Here is a 17,840-nt window from a genome sequence, read left to right on the forward strand (position 1 = left end):
CACCAGCACCGCTGTGCCCGACAAAAAGTCCGACAGGTGTCCGACAAAAGTCCGACACTTTGCCGACAGTCAAAAACGAAGGCTTAGTCTGCGTTCGCGCGTTCGATATAGGCGCGCAATTCTTCGGCTTCCTGACGCGCTTCACGCAACCCGTCCATCGCCGCACGCAGCTCTGCTTCGGTCTGGTTCGCCTGATTGGTCAGCTCTGCTTCGCGCTGCTGATAATACTCAATTGCCTGATCGCGAAGCTCTTCGGCCTCATGCAATTGCTGCGCCATATTGTCGAGATCGCTCATCTCGCCCTGACCCACACGGACAAAACGGTGGATCAGCCAATGCGCGAACCATCCCATCAGGAACGCGATGAAAAGGACGACCGCCGTCGCGATGATCAATTCAGTTCTGTTCATTGCGTTTCCCCATCTTCTGCGGGCTCTTCGACGACTTCTTCCGTGTCTTCTGTCACGGGTTCCGCATCGTCGGTTGCTGCTTCGGCATCTTCAGGTGCCACGATTTCTTCTTCGTCTTCAACCAGTTTGAATTCAATCCGGCGGTTTGCTTCGCGGCCTTCCTCGGTCTCGTTCGAGGCAATCGGCTGGCTCTCACCATAGCCGCGGGCCGTGAAGTCGACGCCCGCCACGCGGCGCATCAACAGGCCGTCGAGGACCGAGTTGGCGCGTTGGTTGGAGAGCGAGAGGTTGGTGCTCTCGCGCCCTTGGCTGTCGCTGTGCGCGCCGATTTCCATCTCGATATCTTCGCAATCCTTGAGTGCATCCGCGATCTCATCAAGCGTCGCATTGGCCGCGCTGTTCAGATCGGTCGATCCCGGATCGAACGTGATCTTGGACTCCGCAAGGATCGCGTTTGCACTGGCCACACATTCCTCAGCGGTCGGGATGATAACCTCCGGAATGATGCGTTCCACGTAGGTCACATCAATCGTGTATTCCGCAGTCGCGCCCAGCTTGTCAGACAGCATACTCGCAATACTTGCTTTGGAATCGGGATCATAGGTCTCGCCACGGATCAACATGCTGTCTTCCGTCATCGTGGCGGCGCCATGGTTGAGATACGCAAGCGCCTCAATCGCGGCCACGGCGCGCGCGGCCCATCCGTTTGGTAGCTCAGGGTCGACACGCATGGCGGAGTAGACCGTATGTGCCCCAAACGACGCACGGGCAAGAGCCTCCGTCGCAAGCTTGCTCCGTTCATCCGCGATATGTCCGCGCAATTGGGTCTGTCCCTCCGGGGACCGGATCGCGATGAATTCGGGAATGGCTTCCTCGTCCGCTGCGACTTCGGTCTCGGGCAGTGTGCCGCGCAGAGTAAAGTTCGGCGGAAGATCGGCCTCCAGTTCGGCGACCACCTCGTCGAACACAGCCTCAGAGGTGCCTTCCGCAGCGACGAGGTTTACCTCACCGTCTGTAAAGCTGATCGCACCTTGTCCGAGCTCTTGAAGCGCACGCATCCCTGTCTCGACCGCGGCGGCCCATTGCGCGGAGGGCGAGCCCAAACCAATCGTGCAGGTCGGGTTCTCGATACCGATGGCTTTTGCGGCGGCCAGAAGGCGCGCGTGTCCCGTCTCGGTTTCCGCGACGCAGGCGTCGAAACGCGGGCCGTCTTCGTCGATGACCACACGCGCTGTGAAGGGGGTGATCACCGGGCGAGGGGCCGTGATGGCGAGGGTGACGGGTACGTCCGCGGGGATATCACGCTCTAGGTCGCGCTCGAAACGCGCCTTTTGCGCGGCGCTGTCCGCGAGGGCAGTTACTGTGATCTCGTCTGCTGCGAGCGAGATTTTAGACCGCGGCAAGAGCGCAATGGCTGTCACGCCAAAATCCATCGCGTCACCCCACGTTTCGGGAGCCGGATAGTCGGCCTGTTCCATGAGGTCAGCGACGGAGCTGCTTCCTGCCGCTCTTTGCAGGTTTCTTACGAAAGTGTCGCGTTCCCACGCGGAGGGGACCAGGCCGATCAGGGAAATGCCGCTGTCGTTGCGGAGGATTTCGATCGAGAATTTCGGTGCAGGGATTTCATCCTGCTGCACCACGCTCATCACGTTGATCACCCGTGCAGGGTCGACAACATGGCCTGCCGCACGCTGGGCCGCCAATTGCGTTTGTTCGTCCGGCGCCGTGCCGGTCAGCACGATCTGAAGGCCGTCGCCTTCGACCGATACGAATTCGTAGCCGCGAAGTTTGAGCTGGTTCGTGACTGCTCGCGTTGACGTGCTTTCAATCACACGAGCGCCAATCGCCGCACCAGCCAGGCTGAGAACCGCACCTGCGAGAATGGCTGCGAAAACGGGAAGAAATTTCGTCATCTTCATATGAGCAGAGGGACCTGTGCCATGAATTTGCGAACTGTCTTAGGGGGTTCTCGGCAAAGCCGCAATCAAAGGAAGATCGCGATGGCAAGAAATAGCGCAGCGAGCAATCCGGTGTCTCGATTGGCACGGAACAGGCGGAGGCACCCGTCCGGATCCTCGGTGTCGAGCTTTGTCATCTGCCACGTCATGTGAAGCCCCATCGCCCATGGCGCGCCAAGTGCGACCACAAGGGCGAGCACGGACCTGTCCGCGAGCGCCTCGATAATGCCGGCGGCCATGAGGATAACGGTGATGACGAGGAAGCGTTTGAGCCAGCGTGGGGTTTCGTCCCCAAAGCGGCGCGCGGTCGATTTCACGCCGATGAGCGCATCGTCCTCCTTGTCCTGATGGGCATAGATCGTGTCGTAGAAGATCGTCCACGCGATCCCAGCGAGATAGAGAAAGACCGGAGCAGTTGTCAGCGTGCCTGCAACGGCGGCATAGGCGAGGAGTGCGCCCCAGTTGAATGCAATCCCGAGAAACACCTGCGGCCACCACGTAAACCGTTTCGCGAACGGGTAGATAGCGACAGGCAGGAGGGATGCAACACCGAGAATGATCGCGAGCTTGCCAAAGGTCAGCAGGATCACGAAGGCAATCAGGCTCTGGAGGACCATCCATGTCGCGGCCTGTTTGACCGTAACCTGACCGGACGGGATCGGGCGGCTTTTGGTGCGCTCAACCTTGTCGTCGAAATCTCGGTCGGTGATGTCATTCCATGTGCAGCCAGCACCGCGCATGAGCCATGCCCCCATGGCGCAGCCGATGATGATCCAGACCGCTTTCAAAGACAGCGCGCCCGCCTCGGCAGAGGCAAGCAGCGCCCCCCACCAGCACGGGATCAGAAGGAGCCATGTGCCAACCGGACGATCCGCACGCGACAAGCGCAGGTAGGGGCGGGTCCATGCAGGCGCACGGTGATCGACCCAGTTCCCTTTGACGGCGTCTGCGACTTGCCCCGACTTTTCAGGCTCTGTCTGCTCTGGCGTCACGCGCTTATCGGTCATATGTAGGATCCATGGTTGAAGCGAAAATCAGGCTCTATGTAGATCACCCACTGGCTGTGGGGCAATCCATTCCTCTGGAACGGGATCAGGCGCATTACCTTTTTGGTGTGATGCGTCAGGGTGAGGGTGCGTTCATCGCGCTCTTTAACTCCCGCGATGGTGAGTTTCTGGCCGAGGTCACGCAGGCCGGCAAACGCGGTGGTGAGTTGACCTGCCGCGAGAAGACCCGTGATCTGCAGATGCCCCCTGATCTCTGGCTCCTCTTCGCCCCGATCAAAAAGGCGCGCACCGATTTCATCGTCGAGAAAGCCGCTGAGATGGGCGCGATGCGGATTTGTCCGGTTTCGACAGATTTCACCAACTCGGAGCGCATCCGGCAGGATCGTTTACAAGCCCACGCCGTTGAGGCCGCCGAGCAATGTGGCGGGACCTACGTGCCCGAAGTGGCCGATTTGGCGAAGCTCGACCGCCTCCTCGCCGATTGGGACGAAGACCGGCAGATCATGTTCTGCGACGAGACGCTTGTCGGTGCCGCAGAGGCGCTCGGCGACGTGAAGGGCGGCAAATGGGCAATTCTGATCGGTCCGGAGGGTGGGTTCTCTGAGACGGAGCGCAAACGTCTTCATGCCTTGCCGTTCGCTCACGCAGTTTCTCTCGGTCCACGTATTCTCCGCGCCGACACGGCCGCTGTCGCCGCAATGACCGTGTGGCAGCAACATCTCGGAGACTGGTCGTGAGACCCGAAGTGCGGGCGATGCTTTGGCGCTGGCGCGAGGTGATCGTGGCCGTCGTTATCACCGCGCATCTTGCGTGGTGGGCGTCCTCCACGTTTGGTGTGCTGCGTTACATCGCTTGGACGACCACAGCTATTTCCGTCATCTTCGCCTTCGCCGCTGTCCAGCGCGCGCGGTTCAATCGCGGCGGCGGCGGGTTTGGCGCTGTCGAAGTCGATGAGGGTGTCGTATCCTTTTTCTCTCCCCTCACGGGCGGTCAGATCGAGATTTCCGAACTGCGCGCCGTAATCCTGATCCCGGGCGAAAACGGCCATGCGCATTGGCAACTGGAGGCCGCAGGGCAACCCAATTTGGTCATTCCGCTGAACGCCCATGGGGCCGAGGCCCTGTTTGATGTCTTTGTCGGGCTCGATGGTTTGGAGACGGAAAAGATGCTCCGAGAGATCAAAACAGCGCCCGATAAGCCAGTTGTGATTTGGCGCAAACGCACACCAGTTCTGCACCGAGGCGAAAGCCGCGCGCATTGACTTCCCCGACCGGTTAGACCAACTCTACCGAACGAAATTTTAACTTCCGGAGCACTCCCGTATGTCCATTCCCCAATCCGGCGGCGGCCCGATCGAGAGCTATGACGACCTCGTGAGCTATTTCGAGTCTGGCTGTAAACCGAAGGACCAATGGAAAATCGGCACCGAGCACGAGAAGTTCGGCTATTGCGAAGAGCGCCAGATGCCGCTTCCGTATCAAGGTGAGCACTCCATCAAGGCCATTCTCGAAGGGCTGCAGGACCGCTATGGTTGGAACCCGATTTTCGAGGGGGAATTCCTGATCGGGCTTGAACTCAATGGCGCGAACATTTCTCTAGAGCCGGGCGGGCAGCTCGAACTTTCCGGCGCGCCGTTGGACAACATCCACCAGACCTGCGACGAGGTGAACGAACACCTCAAAGAGGTGCACACCATCGCGGACGAAGTCGGCGCGCGGTTCATCGGCCTCGGTATGGCGCCGACGTGGACCCACGAAGACATGCCGCTGATGCCAAAAGGCCGTTACAAGCTGATGGACGCCTACATGAGCACCGTGGGCGAGACCGGCAAAGACATGATGCGCCGCACCTGCACTGTGCAGGTGAACCTCGATTTCGCGTCTGAGGCCGACATGGTGCAGAAATTCCGCACCGCTCTGGCGCTTCAACCGGTTGCGACGGCACTTTTTGCGAACTCTCCGTTCAAAGAGGGCAAGTTGAACGGGCACAAAAGCTGGCGTTCGCGCATCTGGCGTCACCTCGACGCGTCCCGCACCGGTATGCTGCCCTTCGTGTTCGAGGATGGCATGGGCTTTGAGCGCTATGTCGAATACGCGCTCGATGTGCCGATGTATTTCGTCTACCGCGACGGTAAATATATCAACGCGCTAGGCCAGTCCTTCCGCGACTTCCTCAAAGGCGAACTTCCGGCCCTGCCGGGTGAGAAGCCGACGCTCTCTGATTGGGCGGACCACCTTACGACGCTCTTCCCAGAAGCGCGGATCAAGAAATACATGGAAATGCGCGGCGCGGATGGCGGCCCGTGGCGTCGCCTCTGTGCGCTGCCTGCCTTCTGGGTTGGCCTGATGTATGACCAATCCGCACTGGATGCAGCGGCTGACCTGACCAAAGGCTGGACGCCAGAGTTCCGCGAAGAACTCCGCGTCGCGGCTTCGGTCGATGCACTTCACGCCGAGGTGGATGGGGTCAAAATGCTTGATCTCGCGAAGAGCTGTGTTGAGATCGCGGAAATGGGCCTCAAGGCGCGCGGTCGCGTTGGTGCGGGCGGCATGATCCCCGACGAAACCCACTTCCTCAATGCGCTCAAAGACAGCCTAGAAACAGGTATGTCACCCGCAGACGAGTTGATCCAGCGGTTCAATACCGACTGGAACGGAGACGCGAGCAAGGTGTTCGGAGAATATTCCTACTAAAAAAGGGGCCGTATGGCCCCTTTTCCTTTGGATCAATCGCGTTTCACGGACGGGATGGCCGAAGGGCTATAGGCCTCTGCGCCTCCCTCTCCAGTGATCGGGTCGGGGCCGAAACGGTTCGGGCCTTCTGTTCCGCCTTTGACTGCCCAGTAGAGGAGAATGATCCAGCCGATGAGCGGGATGAGGATGAGCCATGCCCACCAACCCGAACGATTCACGTCGTGAAGGCGACGGACCCAGACGCTGATCGACGGGAGAAATGTCGCGAGCGAAAAGATGCTGTTCAGCGGGTCATAGTTTTGCTCAAAGCCGAAAAGTGCAGTGTCAATGACGGCGAGGACCGCTCCGGCAACAGTCGTAAAGAGCACCCACCACCAATATTCCGCCCGCCGCGCGCGGCCGGAGAAGGTGACGTATTTGGAAAAACAGATTTTAACCGCGTCGAGAAATTTCATCTAAGCCTCATCTAAAATTCAGCCCCAGATTTCTCGATCCGGGGCCGTGAGGCAAGAGAAAACGCGATTAACCCTTCTGCCCGATCTTGCTCTCGGTGCCTTCTCGCAGGCGGGCGATGTTTTCGCGGTGTTTGAAAAAGATCAGCGCAGTCAGGATCACGACCAGAAACGCCCCGTGCAGGTGGTAAAAAATGGCCGTGTAAACGGGTGCCAGAAGCGCCGCGACGAGCGCCGAGAGGCTCGAATACCGCGTGATCACCGCCACGAGAAGCCACGTCGCACAGGCCGTGAGGCCGACGGGCCACGACAGGGCCAACAGCGTGCCGAGGAACGTCGCGACGCCCTTGCCTCCCTCGAATTTCAGGAAGATCGGATAGAGATGCCCGAGCATCGCAAAGAGCGCGGCAACGCCAGCAGCAGGTTCGCCAAACACGGCGCGCGCAATGAGAACCGCCGCTGCGCCTTTGCCGCTATCGCCGAGCAGGGTCAGAAAGGCCGCGAGCTTGTTGCCTGTGCGGAGCACATTGGTTGCGCCGATATTGCCGGACCCGATCTGCCTCAAATCGCCGAGGCCAAAGAGACGCGCCATCACGATCCCGAACGGGATCGACCCGAGCAGATAGGCGACAATCGCGGTCACGAGCAGGAAGATCATCGTCATGGCTTAGCCCTCATACACGCGCAGGCCATCGACCCACGTGCCTTTGATCTTGCCCTGCATCCGCGCGCCGTCAAAGGGTGTGTTCTTCGATTTCGAGCGAAGCGCAAAACGGTCCAACACAAATGGCGCATCCGGATCGAAGAGCACGAGGTCTGCAGGCGCGCCGTCAGACAGGCGACCACTGTTGAGGCCGAGACGTTTTGCCGGATTAAGCGCCATCGCGCGGAACAGTTCTGGCAGCGTCAGTTGCCCCGCGTGATAGAGGCGAAGCGCGGCGGGCAGCATCGTTTCGAGCGCGACGGCGCCAGAGGCCGCTTCTTCGAACGGGAGACGCTTGCTCTCTTCGTCCTGCGGGGTGTGCATGGAGCAGATGATGTCGATCAGACCGGAGGCCACGGCATCCACCATCGCAAGGCGATCTTCTTCCGCGCGAAGTGGCGGTTTGACCTTAAAGAACGTCCGGTAGTCGCCCACGTCGAGCTCATTGAGCGTGAGGTGGTGGATGGACACACCGGCGGTGATATCAAACCCATTGGCCTTGCCGCGCTCAAGGGCGGGAAGGGCGCGGGCCGTGGTGACTTGGTCAAAGTGGTAGCGCACGCCGGTCATCTCGACGAGCGCAAGATCACGGTCGAGTCCCATCCGCTCCGCCATCGGAGAGACAGACGGAAGGCCGCGCAGCGCCGCGAATTTACCGGACGTTGCAGCCGCGCCCTTGGAAAGCGTCGGTTCCTGCGGATGGCCGATCACGAGTGCACCGCAAGATTTGGCGTAAGTGAGGGCGCGTTGGAGGACCTTAGTATCTGTGACGACGTGGTCGCAGTCGGTGAAGGCCGCGGCCCCTGCGTCGAGCATGAAGCCGATTTCCACCATCTCGCGCCCGTCGCGGCCCTTTGTGAGGGCGGACATGTGTTTCACCTTCACAATCGCATCGGTCGCCGCGCGGCGACGCACGAATTCGAGCACCTCTGGCGTATCAATCGCGTTGATCGTGTCCGGTCGCGTGACGATCGTCGTGACCCCGCCCGCTGCGGCGGCGCGGCCAGCAGAGGCGAAGCTTTCTTTGTGACGTTCCCCCGGCTCCGAAACCTTTACGCCAAGATCAACAATCCCCGGCGCGAGGCATTTGCCCCCGCAATCGATGCTTTCGCCCATTGGCGGCGTGCCTGTTCCGCGCTCGGCGATGGTTGGTCCCTCGACGCGCAGCCAGCCAATCTCGTCGGTCTGAGTTTCCGGGTCAATCAGGCGAGCATTCGTGAAAATGGTCATACTTTGCCTTTCTGGATGTCGAGAACCAGCCCGAACACATGGCGGGCATTGGGAATACGAAAGAAGCGCGGGGTGCTGTCAAAGCGATCTCCCACGAGGGCCTCGGCGCGGGCGCCGAACGACAGCGTGCCGGGTTCCTGACCGTCGAATTCGACGGGGGTGTTCGGATACAATTCGAGGGCTGTCAGGGACTTTCCCCCGAACGGCAGGTCGGACGCAAAGAACGCGCGGCGGTTGGTGAGTGAATACCAGGTCCGTTTGGCGATGAACGGGCCGATGAACAGCGGAGCGAGCGCGATGCCGAGGCCGGTTACAATCTGGAAGATACCGTAGACCCAGAACCCGTTGCTCATCATGGCCTTGACGGTCCAGAACAGGGCGAAACCGGCGAACATCATGCCGAAGAGGGCGAACGGCACTTGCGGGCCGCGCCATTCGATCCGGCTGTCGGGCTGCGCCTGCCAAAGAACCCGTTCATTGGGCATGAGGATATCCGCCCAGCCCTCGGTCATCCGCCCACCCAAACGAAAGCGGCCACGAAAATCGCGAGGAAGATCAGGACGACGGTCGCGACCATGCCGGACATGCGCGCGGACGAGGTCGGGGGCGCACCTTGCGGCAGCACGCCATCCGCGCTCGCGGTTTCAATCCCTGTGACGGGCGGAAGTTCAACAGGCGTGCCGAAGCGGTCGATCAGTTTGAACGGCGCTTTCGGGGCCATCGGGTTGTCTTGCGGTGTAAGCCCGCGCGAGTAGAGCAGGAGCGCCGGACCATGCAGGGCGTTGAGTATCTCTGCGCTGTCATCGAGGTCGAAACCGCTCGCCTCGGCGAGATAATAGGCAAAGCTGTATTCCCCGAGCGTCGAGATGTCGAAGCACTCGTAACTTTCTTCATCCGGAGCGGTCTCTAGACCGAGCGCCTCGGCCACGTCCTCCGCAGACATGGCTTCGAGCGTGCTCAGAGGCCCACCATAGGTGAAGACCCAGACATGACGGCCTGATTTGGGAATATCGAGCGGCGTGGTCACACCATCACTCCGTTGTTCGCCTCACGTTCGGCTTTTAGGTTGCGGGCAAGCAGGTCCATCGCGGCCATGCGCACGGCGACACCCATTTCGACCTGTTCCTGAATGACAGAGCGGTTGATGTCATCGGCAATCGTTCCGTCGATCTCAACGCCACGGTTCATCGGGCCGGGGTGCATGACGATGGCGTCGGGTTTTGCATGGGCCAGTTTGTCAGCATCGAGACCATAGCGGTAGAAATACTCGCGCTCCGAGGGGATAAAGCCGCCATCCATACGCTCTTTCTGCAGACGAAGCATCATAACGACATCCACGTCTTTGAGGCCCTCGGCCATGTCGTCATAAATCTCGCAGCCGAACTCACGGAACTGCTGCGGCACGAGAGTCGGCGGACCGACGAGGCGCACGCGGTTTTCCATTTTGCCCAGCAGGATGAGGTTTGAGCGCGCCACGCGGCTATGGGTGATGTCGCCACAGATCGCGATGTTGAGACGGTGAAGCCGACCCTTCGCGCGGCGGATCGTTAGCGCATCGAGCAGCGCCTGCGTCGGGTGCTCATGCTTGCCGTCACCAGCATTCAAGACGGCACAATTCACCTTCTGCGCCAAGAGATCGACAGCGCCGGAATGCGGGTGCCGGACCACGAGCAGATCAGGATGCATCGCATTGAGCGTCAGCGCTGTGTCGATCAGCGTCTCCCCCTTTTTGATCGAACTCGCCTGCATCGCCATGTTCATCACATCCGCGCCGAGGCGCTTGCCCGCCAACTCGAAGGAGGCCTGCGTGCGCGTCGAGTTCTCGAAGAACATGTTGATCTGCGTGAGACCTTTGAGCGCGTCCGAATGCTTGTTCGATTGACGATTCAAATCGACGTAGGTGTCCGCCACGTCGAGCACGGTCTTGATTTCCTCGGGATGAAGCGGCTCGATCCCAAGAAGGTGTTTTTGTCGGAATGCCATGTCGCCTCCTGTCGCGCCGTTTGTTCCGCTTATAAGAAAGGGGCGCGGAGCGGGCAATGCGCCATGTGCGTCACTGTTGCATTTACAGGAGTGATTTACCTCCGCGCGCCGCCCCTGTAGCGTGGCGGCATGGAGACTCAGATCGACTATTGGGATGCACACGCTCTGTTGGAGTGGCAGATTGAGCTTGGCGCAGCCGAGGCAATCTCTGAATCCCCTGTGAACAGATATGACTTGTTGGATCAACGGCCTTTACCTCAGAGCCAGACGGCGCAATCGCGAGCGACACCCGCGACGTTGGCCCCTGCTGCCGCGGCAGAGCCCGATCCGGCGGATATCGCGACGAAACTGGCGAAATCGGCAGGGTCGCTAGAGGCCTTGCGTGAGGCGCTCGAGGGGTTTGATCTTTGCGATCTGAAACTCGGTGCGCGGAACCTCGTGTTCTCAGATGGCCTTCCGGCTGCGCGGGTCATGATTGTCGGCGAAGCCCCGGGACGCGATGAGGATATGCAAGGCAAGCCGTTTGTTGGTCGGTCGGGTCAGCTTCTCGACAAGATGTTCGCTGCTATCGGCTTGGACCGCGCGTCGCCCGACGCGGAGAATGCGCTTTACATCACGAACCCGATCCCATGGCGTCCGCCCGAAAACCGCGATCCGACACGCGAAGAAATCGCGATGCTCAAACCGTTCCTGATCCGTCACATCGAACTCGCCGATCCGGACGTCGTCGTGCTGATGGGGAACTGGGCCTGCACTGCGCTCTTGGGGCGGGCGGGGATCACGCGGTTGCGCGGGAAGTGGCAGACGGTGCTCGGCAAACCCGCGATGCCGATGACGCATCCGGCCTATTTGCTGCGAAACCCCATTGCGAAGCGTGAGGCGTGGGCCGATCTGCTCGAAATCCGAGCGAAGCTGCAGTCACAAAAATGAGGAGGCGTCCATGAGTCGTATTGATGAAAGTCTGGAATTCATCCCGGTCCGGATTGCCGTGCTCACTGTCTCAGATACACGCAGTTTCGAAGATGACCGCTCCGGCGATACGCTCGTCAAAATGATTGAGGAGGCAGGGCATTCCGTTGCCGACCGCAAAATCGTGACCGATGATCGCGATCTGATCCGCGACACGTTGCAAGCGTGGATTGATGACGCGGACGTGGATGTCGTGATCTCGACGGGCGGAACCGGTCTCACAGGCCGTGATGTGACGGTCGAGGCACATCGTGACGTCTATGAGAAAGAGATCGACGCCTTCGGAACGGTTTTTACCATTGTATCCATGCAAAAAATTGGAACTTCTGCGGTCCAATCCCGCGCGACGGGTGGTGTTGCGGGCGGAACCTATCTTTTCGCGCTGCCCGGATCGACGGGCGCGTGCAAAGATGCATGGAACGAGATTTTGAAATTCCAGCTCGATTACCGGCACAAGCCCTGCAATTTCGTCCAGATTTTCCCCCGCCTCGAAGAGCACAAGCGGCGGAAGTGACAAATTTGCGTGAAAAGACAATTTACCGCGACGGATTCCGGAAAGTCTGCCGTTAAAGTCTATATTCTGATGCACGTCACGCGGCTCTGCGTCCTGTGACACTGTGTGACGATAAACCCAATCGAGGCCAAAGCCACCCGTGGCGCACCCCCAAGAGGTCAGACCCCGAATGAGATTTCTCCGCCGTTCCTTAATCGGATTGTTCCTCGTGTGCACGACGCTTGCCCTCCTCGCAGGTGCTGGGCTCAAGATCACGTCGGCGACCAAGGCGCGTATGGCCGCAGAGTCGATGCCGGCGCAGGCACGCGAACGTCAGTTTGCGGTGAATGTGGTCGAGATCGTGCCGGAAACAGTCACGCCGGTGCTCACGAGCTATGGTCAGTTGCAGGCGCGTCAGAGCCTTGAGCTCCGCGCACCGGACGCTGGGCGGATCATCGCGCTTAATCCAAATTTCGAGGAAGGTGGCGCCGTTCGCGCGGGGGATGTCATTCTCCAGATCGACACGGCTGATGCGGAGGCCGCCGTTCGTGTGGCCGAGGCCGATCTTTTGGAAGCGCAGGCGGATCTTCGGGATGCGGAGCGCGCCTCTGACATTGCGTCCGATGACTTGGCTCAGGCGCGCGCCCAACTCGCGCTGCGTCAAACCGCGCTGCAACGGCAGGAAAGCCTCGTAGAGCGCGGGTTTGGAAGTGTGAGCGCTGTCGAAGACGCGCAACTTGCGGAAGCCGCAGCCGCGCAATCGGTGCTCTCAAAGCGTCAGTCGCTCGCGGATCAGGAATCCGCCGTTGAGAACGCGCGCACTGCCGTGCTTCGCGCGGAGATCAACCTAGATGAGACGCGTCGGACGCTCGAAGACATGACGGTCACGGCGGCTTTTGACGGGGTTTTGAGCGAGGTCTCGGGCGCGCTGGGCACATTGCTCAGCACGAACGAGCAATTCGCGACCCTGATTGCGCCCGGTGATCTTGAAGCCGCCTTCCGGATTTCCACCGAGCAATATGCACGCCTCGTGACGGAAAATGATCGCCTCCCTGAAATGGAAGTTTCCGTGTCCCTGAATGTGGCTGGACTCGACCTCGTGACACGCGGTGTTGTCGTGCGTGAGAGCGCGGCTGTGGCTGAAGGGCAAAGTGGCCGCACGCTTTATGCAAAGCTCGACAAAGCCTCGGGGTTTAGACCGGGTGACTTCGTAACGGTGCAGCTCGAAGAGCCGGAATTGCAGCAGGTCGCTCTGGTCCCCGCAACGGCTGTGGCCGGAAACAACACAGTGCTTGCCGTGACGGATCAGAGCCGCCTCGAAGAGATTGCGGTGCGAGTGCTCAGACGACAAGGTGACGATGTGATCATCGCGGCCCAAGGTGTCTCTGGCCGACAGGTCGTATCCGAGCGGACGCCGCTCCTCGGTGCGGGCATTCGGGTCAAAGTGAACAATGGACCGGACTCTGCGGCCTCATCGGGGGCGCCGGATGTGGTGACGCTCACAGATGAACGCCGTGAACAACTCTTGGCTTTCGTGCGCGGCAATTCGCAAATGGGCGAAGACTCCCGCAATCGCATTATCGAACAATTGAGCGCCGAGCAGGTGCCCGCCGATCTCGTTGCGCGTCTTGAACAGCGGATGGGCAGTTAACCATGGCGGCTGGTCTCGAAAAAGCGCGCGGCATTCTCTCCTACTTCACGCGCCATCGCACGGCAGCCAATCTCGTGCTTGTGCTCATGTTGGCCGCCGGTCTCACGGCCCTGCCTCGGATGCGGGCGCAGTTTTTCCCTGATGTGGTCGTGGATTCCGTGCGGGTCTCGGTCGCGTGGGATGGCGCGGGCCCGGAGGAAGTTGATAACGCGATTGTTCAGGTGCTCGAGCCGACACTGCTCGCGGTTGAGGGCGTGTTGGAAAGTAGCGCGACGTCCATCGAAGGGCGCGGGTCCATCACGTTGGAATTTGAGCCGGGCTGGGATATTCAGCGCGCGGCAGATGACGTCAACGCGGCCATCGACACCGTGACAGAGCTTCCCGACGACGCGGAAGATGCTGTCGTTCAGTGGGGCGGGTGGACAGACTCCGTCACAAGCGTGGCGATTACGGGGCCTGTCGGCCTCGATCAGTTGGCACGTTTCGCGGATGAACTTGTTGCCCGACTGTTTGCGCAGGGGGTTACACGGACTTCGATCACTGGCGTCGCCGCTGCTGAAACGATTGTCGAAGTCCCCACTCTGAGCCTTATTGAGCATGATATCTCAATGGCGGACATCGCTGCGGCCATTGCTGCGGAAACAGATACAAACCCGGCCGGAAACCTCGGTTCGGGGTCGCGTATTCGGACGGGTGTCGAGAAACGGGATGCAGCGGATGTTGCGGGGATCGTGCTCCGCACCAACGACGACGGGTCTCAACTCACCATCGGTGATATCGCAACACTGCGTGTGAACGGTGTTGATAGGGATGAGGCGTTCTTCGTGCGCGATAACCCTGCCGTCACGGTGCAAGTCGCGCGCTCTGATCAGGGCGACGCAATCGGCATTCAGGCCACGGTCGAAGAGGTCACTGCGGACATGCAATTGACCCTGCCGGAGGGTGTCACGCTCGATCTCTTCCGGACGCGCTCAGAGTCGATCAAGGCGCGTCTTGATCTCCTGATCAGCAACGGCTTGATGGGTTTGGGCCTCGTATTGGCGTTGCTCTTTCTTTTCTTGAATGCTCGGACGGCGATTTGGGTCGCGGCCGGTATCCCCGTCGCGATGTTGTCTGCGATCGCGCTTATGTATGCGGCGGGCATCACGCTCAACATGATCTCGCTCTTTGCATTGATCATCACGCTCGGGATCGTGGTGGACGATGCGATTGTGGTCGGGGAACACGCCGATTTCCGTGTCCGGCGCCTTGGCGAGCGAGCGGTTGAGGCATCGGAGAACGCGGCGAAGCGCATGTTTGCGCCGGTGTTCTCCTCCACTGTGACCACCGTCATCGCCTTTTTCGGCCTGACAGCAATTTCCGGCCGGTTCGGGGACATGATCGCCGACATTCCGTTCACCGTGATTGTCGTTCTGATCGCCTCGCTCATGGAATGCTTCATCATTCTGCCGAACCACCTGAGCCATTCGCTCGCGGCGCACAGCCGCACGCATTGGTACGACTGGCCCTCGCGTCAGGTCGACAAAGGGTTCCGCGTCTTCCGCGAGCGCTTGTTCCGTCCGCTTGTGGCTTTCGCGGTGAAGCTGCGCTATCCGGTCGTCGCAGGTGCGATCCTGCTGCTGTCGTGGCAGGTATCCTTGCTCATCAGCGGTGATGTGCAGTGGCGCTTCTTCAACTCGCCAGAGCAACCCGTGATTTCCGGAAACTTCGCGATGGCACCGTCTGCTGTGCGGAGTGACACGGTCGCGATGATGCAGGAATTGCAGCGTGCGACCGAGGCCGTAGCAGACCGGTATGAAGAGGAATACGGCACCAATCCTGTGGCCTATGCCATCGCGCAGATAGGGTCGAACACGGGTCGTGGCCTCGCCGGAACCAGCACCAAAGAAGACTATCAATTGGGCGGTATCACGATCGAACTGATTGACGCGGATTTGCGCCCCTATTCTTCCTACGCCTTCGTTGCCGATCTCCAGCAAGAGGTGGTCAATCATCCGCTTGCCGAGACTGTATCCTTCCGCCGGATGCATTTTGGTCCGGGTGGCGACGCGATTGACGTTGATCTCTACGGCGCCGATTCCGAGACACTCAAAGCCGCAGCAGAAGGCCTGAAAACGCGCCTCGCGCGATATCCGGAGGTATCCGCGCTCGAGGATAACCTCTCCTATGACAAAGAAGAACTGATCCTGCAATTGACTCCGCAGGGTGAGGCGCTCGGCTTTTCGATTGAGACCTTGGGCACAGTTCTATCCCACCGCCTCGGCGGGATCGAGGCCGCTAGTTTCCCGTCGGGCACACGGACGGCGACGATTCAGGTCGAACTTCCTGAGAGCGAACTGACCGCCGATTTCCTCAACCAAACCCGTATGCGGACGAGCACGGGGGATTACGTCCCGCTGTCCGATATCGTGACGGTTGAGCGTCGGGCCGGCTTCTCAACGGTTCGACGCGAGAACGGGTTGCGCATCCTCTCCGTGAGCGGCGATCTGAGCGAGGACAATCCAGTGCGGGCCACCGAAATTCAGGCCGAAATCACGGAGGTCATTCTTCCGGAGATTGATCAGGAATTCGGCGTCACGCACCGGATTTCCGGCCTGTCCGAGCAAGAAAACCGTTTCCTCTCGGATGCAATGTTCGGACTCATGGCGGTTTTGGTCGGGATTTATCTGACGCTCTCATGGATTTTCTCGAGTTGGACGCGACCCGTTGTCGTTATGTCCGTCATTCCGTTTGGCCTAATTGGTGCCATCCATGGACACGCCATCTGGGAGGTTCCGTTGTCGATGTTCTCGGTCGTTGGCCTCATCGGGATGAGCGGGATCATCATCAACGACTCTATTGTGCTCGTCTCGACCGTCGATGAATACGCGAAAGAGCGCGGATTGATCCCGGCTGTAATCGACGCGGCCACCGACCGTCTGCGGCCCGTCATGCTCACCACGATGACGACTGTGCTTGGTCTTGCGCCTCTGCTCTACGAAAGCTCTCGCGACGCGCAGTTTCTAAAGCCGACCGTTATCACGCTGTCCTATGGACTGGGCTTCGGCATGGTGATCGTTCTCATGCTCGTCCCCGCAATTCTCGCGATGCAACTCGACGTCGGACGGCAGATCGCTGCGTTCCGGCGCGGTATTCGACATCCGAAACGCACCGGAACCGTCGGTAAAACACTGATCGGCGCGTCTGCATTTTCTGTGGTTTGGTTTGTGCTCACCCTCGGGTCCAGCATCCTGCCGAACTTGATCCCTGCATTGATTGCGCCCGCGGGCGTCGGTGCCGCGATCGGGGTGTTCCTGCTCGGATTGGCTGTGGTGTTCTTTGCCATCTACGTCGCGGTCGCCTTGCGGCGGACGTCACGCGCGCAGGCCTAGCTGCCTTTGCACCCGTTGGCTTGATAGGCCTTCCCGCCACCGACAACCGTGATGGTGAGCGCGGACCGCTCTAGCATGAAGGGTTGTGCAGACGGGGGAACAAGATCGCTTTCGATCTCCAACGTGCCGCCGGCGCGAGAAAGCATCGCCTGAGAGACCCAAATCGACTTGTCCGGATGTTCGACGACGGCAACTTCATCACCTGAAAGCTCGGGAACTTTGAGGGAGGCTGTCAGGCGCATCCCGTCCTGAAGTGGCACGGCATCGCAGGTCGCGTTCTCGATAAGAGCGGGCTGATCGGCGAGCGCGGCGCGGATTTCCTGAGTGTAGGAGGGCGTCTGCGAGGCGTTGAAATCGGCCCCCAGTTGAACCGACATGGGAACACAGACATCGTCACAGACGCCGAATTCCATCACGCCGTTCAGGCGGAAATCGCCTCCGCCGAGGGGGCTGAGTTCGATGGGCAACAGCAGCTCATCCTCATATCCCAGATACCACATCCCGTTGCTCACATGCAGTTCCGGCGAAGGCCAATGTAGGCGCATGGAGGCAATGTTGTTGGACCCGGTGAGGTCGATCTGCGGCGGGATGCCGGACTCACCAGGTGCGCGGTAATACGTATGCCAGCCGGGTTCGAGCGAGATTCGGATCGCGGCCATGCGGTTACCATTCTCCATCTGCCAACCTGTCAAAATCTCGACATGTGCCATGTCCGAGACATCCTGCCCGAGGGCAGGATTGGCGGCGAGAAGGCACGCGGAGAGGAGAGACGCAACTTTGTTCATGATTCCGATATAGGTGCTCGGGCGCGCCGTAAGAACTCACATTTACAAGAGAGATGCGTGATCGCAGGTTTGTGTTGCGATAACTCCGCGATTTTTCGCGACGAAGTCTTGCGCCCCGCGCAGGCTTCGGGTCAG

17 protein-coding genes are annotated in these 17,840 nt (G+C 60.0%); 7 read left to right on the forward strand and 10 right to left on the reverse strand.

All coding sequences use genetic code 11. The features are described 5' to 3' along the window. Positions 1-83: 83 nt before the first annotated feature. From LA304_RS12415 to ubiA, 3 genes are all read right to left on the reverse strand, one after another. Positions 84-410, reverse strand: a complete 327-nt coding sequence (locus tag LA304_RS12415) for a cation:proton antiporter (RefSeq protein ID WP_224503479.1) — start codon at positions 408-410, stop codon at positions 84-86. Continuing rightward, positions 407-2,323, reverse strand: coding sequence for an OmpA family protein (locus LA304_RS12420; protein WP_224503480.1), 1,917 nt, complete (start codon positions 2,321-2,323; stop codon positions 407-409). Before LA304_RS12420 ends, LA304_RS12415 begins: the two co-directional genes overlap by 4 nt. A gap of 71 nt (positions 2,324-2,394) precedes the next feature. Beyond that, complete coding sequence (ubiA, locus tag LA304_RS12425) at positions 2,395-3,375, reverse strand: 4-hydroxybenzoate octaprenyltransferase (RefSeq protein WP_224503481.1); 981 nt, start codon at positions 3,373-3,375, stop codon at positions 2,395-2,397. 11 nt (positions 3,376-3,386) lie between these two features. Between ubiA and LA304_RS12430 the strand changes: the two genes are divergently transcribed. The 3 genes from LA304_RS12430 to LA304_RS12440 all read left to right on the forward strand — a co-directional run bounded on the left by LA304_RS12430 (position 3,387) and on the right by LA304_RS12440 (position 6,068). Continuing rightward, positions 3,387-4,112: a 16S rRNA (uracil(1498)-N(3))-methyltransferase gene (locus LA304_RS12430; RefSeq protein WP_224503482.1), complete on the forward strand. Its 726-nt coding sequence runs from the start codon at positions 3,387-3,389 to the stop codon at positions 4,110-4,112. Beyond that, complete coding sequence (locus LA304_RS12435; RefSeq protein WP_224503483.1) at positions 4,109-4,636, forward strand: hypothetical protein; 528 nt, start codon at positions 4,109-4,111, stop codon at positions 4,634-4,636. Before LA304_RS12430 ends, LA304_RS12435 begins: the two co-directional genes overlap by 4 nt. 61 nt (positions 4,637-4,697) lie before the next feature. Beyond that, the gene (locus LA304_RS12440) at positions 4,698-6,068 is read left to right on the forward strand and encodes a glutamate--cysteine ligase (RefSeq protein ID WP_224503484.1); all 1,371 of its coding nucleotides are present in this window, start codon (positions 4,698-4,700) and stop codon (positions 6,066-6,068) included. A gap of 32 nt (positions 6,069-6,100) precedes the next feature. On the opposite strand, the gene LA304_RS12445 is transcribed toward LA304_RS12440, so the two are convergent. From LA304_RS12445 to LA304_RS12470, 6 genes are all read right to left on the reverse strand, one after another. Continuing rightward, positions 6,101-6,523: a DUF805 domain-containing protein gene (locus LA304_RS12445; protein WP_224503485.1), complete on the reverse strand. Its 423-nt coding sequence runs from the start codon at positions 6,521-6,523 to the stop codon at positions 6,101-6,103. 67 nt (positions 6,524-6,590) lie between these two features. Further along, entirely contained in the window at positions 6,591-7,184 is a 594-nt protein-coding gene (plsY, locus tag LA304_RS12450) for a glycerol-3-phosphate 1-O-acyltransferase PlsY (protein ID WP_224503486.1), read from the reverse strand. A 3-nt stretch (positions 7,185-7,187) separates the two neighbouring features. Then, positions 7,188-8,453 carry a dihydroorotase gene (gene pyrC, locus LA304_RS12455; protein ID WP_224503487.1) on the reverse strand — a complete coding sequence of 422 codons (1,266 nt, stop codon included), beginning with the start codon at positions 8,451-8,453 and terminating at the stop codon, positions 7,188-7,190. Continuing rightward, positions 8,450-8,965, reverse strand: a complete 516-nt coding sequence (locus LA304_RS12460) for a hypothetical protein (protein ID WP_224503488.1) — start codon at positions 8,963-8,965, stop codon at positions 8,450-8,452. Before LA304_RS12460 ends, pyrC begins: the two co-directional genes overlap by 4 nt. After that, positions 8,962-9,480: a hypothetical protein gene (locus LA304_RS12465; RefSeq protein ID WP_224503489.1), complete on the reverse strand. Its 519-nt coding sequence runs from the start codon at positions 9,478-9,480 to the stop codon at positions 8,962-8,964. Before LA304_RS12465 ends, LA304_RS12460 begins: the two co-directional genes overlap by 4 nt. Continuing rightward, positions 9,477-10,436 carry an aspartate carbamoyltransferase catalytic subunit gene (locus tag LA304_RS12470; RefSeq protein WP_224503490.1) on the reverse strand — a complete coding sequence of 320 codons (960 nt, stop codon included), beginning with the start codon at positions 10,434-10,436 and terminating at the stop codon, positions 9,477-9,479. The genes LA304_RS12465 and LA304_RS12470 overlap by 4 nt, the downstream gene beginning before the upstream one ends. 129 nt (positions 10,437-10,565) lie before the next feature. Here LA304_RS12470 and LA304_RS12475 point away from each other — a divergent pair, with 129 nt between their 5' ends. The 4 genes from LA304_RS12475 (at position 10,566) to LA304_RS12490 (ending at position 16,920) form a co-directional block, all read left to right on the forward strand. Then, positions 10,566-11,366: a uracil-DNA glycosylase gene (locus LA304_RS12475; RefSeq protein WP_224503491.1), complete on the forward strand. Its 801-nt coding sequence runs from the start codon at positions 10,566-10,568 to the stop codon at positions 11,364-11,366. A gap of 10 nt (positions 11,367-11,376) precedes the next feature. Beyond that, the gene (gene moaB, locus LA304_RS12480; protein WP_224503492.1) at positions 11,377-11,919 is read left to right on the forward strand and encodes a molybdenum cofactor biosynthesis protein B; all 543 of its coding nucleotides are present in this window, start codon (positions 11,377-11,379) and stop codon (positions 11,917-11,919) included. A gap of 169 nt (positions 11,920-12,088) precedes the next feature. Continuing rightward, a complete protein-coding gene (locus LA304_RS12485; RefSeq protein ID WP_224503493.1) occupies positions 12,089-13,549 on the forward strand; it encodes an efflux RND transporter periplasmic adaptor subunit in 1,461 nt (486 codons plus the stop codon). Positions 13,550-13,551: 2 nt separating this feature from the next. After that, positions 13,552-16,920: an efflux RND transporter permease subunit gene (locus LA304_RS12490; protein ID WP_224503494.1), complete on the forward strand. Its 3,369-nt coding sequence runs from the start codon at positions 13,552-13,554 to the stop codon at positions 16,918-16,920. Here LA304_RS12490 and LA304_RS12495 read toward each other — a convergent pair. Beyond that, positions 16,917-17,705, reverse strand: coding sequence for a protein-disulfide reductase DsbD domain-containing protein (locus LA304_RS12495; protein WP_224503495.1), 789 nt, complete (start codon positions 17,703-17,705; stop codon positions 16,917-16,919). The genes LA304_RS12490 and LA304_RS12495 overlap by 4 nt on opposite strands. Positions 17,706-17,840: the final 135 nt, after the last annotated feature.

Origin of the sequence: Celeribacter litoreus, assembly GCF_020165855.1 — a bacterium.
Taxonomy (GTDB): Bacteria; Pseudomonadota; Alphaproteobacteria; order Rhodobacterales; family Rhodobacteraceae; genus Celeribacter; species Celeribacter litoreus.

Coding starts and splice junctions, on each gene's coding strand:
- LA304_RS12415 (WP_224503479.1), bottom strand. CDS start 410: ATGAACAGAACTGAATTGATCATCGCGACGGCGGTCGTCCTTTTCATC.
- LA304_RS12420 (WP_224503480.1), bottom strand. CDS start 2,323: ATGACGAAATTTCTTCCCGTTTTCGCAGCCATTCTCGCAGGTGCGGTT.
- ubiA (WP_224503481.1), bottom strand. CDS start 3,375: ATGACCGATAAGCGCGTGACGCCAGAGCAGACAGAGCCTGAAAAGTCG.
- LA304_RS12430 (WP_224503482.1), top strand. CDS start 3,387: ATGGTTGAAGCGAAAATCAGGCTCTATGTAGATCACCCACTGGCTGTG.
- LA304_RS12440 (WP_224503484.1), top strand. CDS start 4,698: ATGTCCATTCCCCAATCCGGCGGCGGCCCGATCGAGAGCTATGACGAC.
- LA304_RS12445 (WP_224503485.1), bottom strand. CDS start 6,523: ATGAAATTTCTCGACGCGGTTAAAATCTGTTTTTCCAAATACGTCACC.
- plsY (WP_224503486.1), bottom strand. CDS start 7,184: ATGACGATGATCTTCCTGCTCGTGACCGCGATTGTCGCCTATCTGCTC.
- pyrC (WP_224503487.1), bottom strand. CDS start 8,453: ATGACCATTTTCACGAATGCTCGCCTGATTGACCCGGAAACTCAGACC.
- LA304_RS12460 (WP_224503488.1), bottom strand. CDS start 8,965: ATGACCGAGGGCTGGGCGGATATCCTCATGCCCAATGAACGGGTTCTT.
- LA304_RS12470 (WP_224503490.1), bottom strand. CDS start 10,436: ATGGCATTCCGACAAAAACACCTTCTTGGGATCGAGCCGCTTCATCCC.
- LA304_RS12475 (WP_224503491.1), top strand. CDS start 10,566: ATGGAGACTCAGATCGACTATTGGGATGCACACGCTCTGTTGGAGTGG.
- moaB (WP_224503492.1), top strand. CDS start 11,377: ATGAGTCGTATTGATGAAAGTCTGGAATTCATCCCGGTCCGGATTGCC.
- LA304_RS12485 (WP_224503493.1), top strand. CDS start 12,089: ATGAGATTTCTCCGCCGTTCCTTAATCGGATTGTTCCTCGTGTGCACG.
- LA304_RS12490 (WP_224503494.1), top strand. CDS start 13,552: ATGGCGGCTGGTCTCGAAAAAGCGCGCGGCATTCTCTCCTACTTCACG.
- LA304_RS12495 (WP_224503495.1), bottom strand. CDS start 17,705: ATGAACAAAGTTGCGTCTCTCCTCTCCGCGTGCCTTCTCGCCGCCAAT.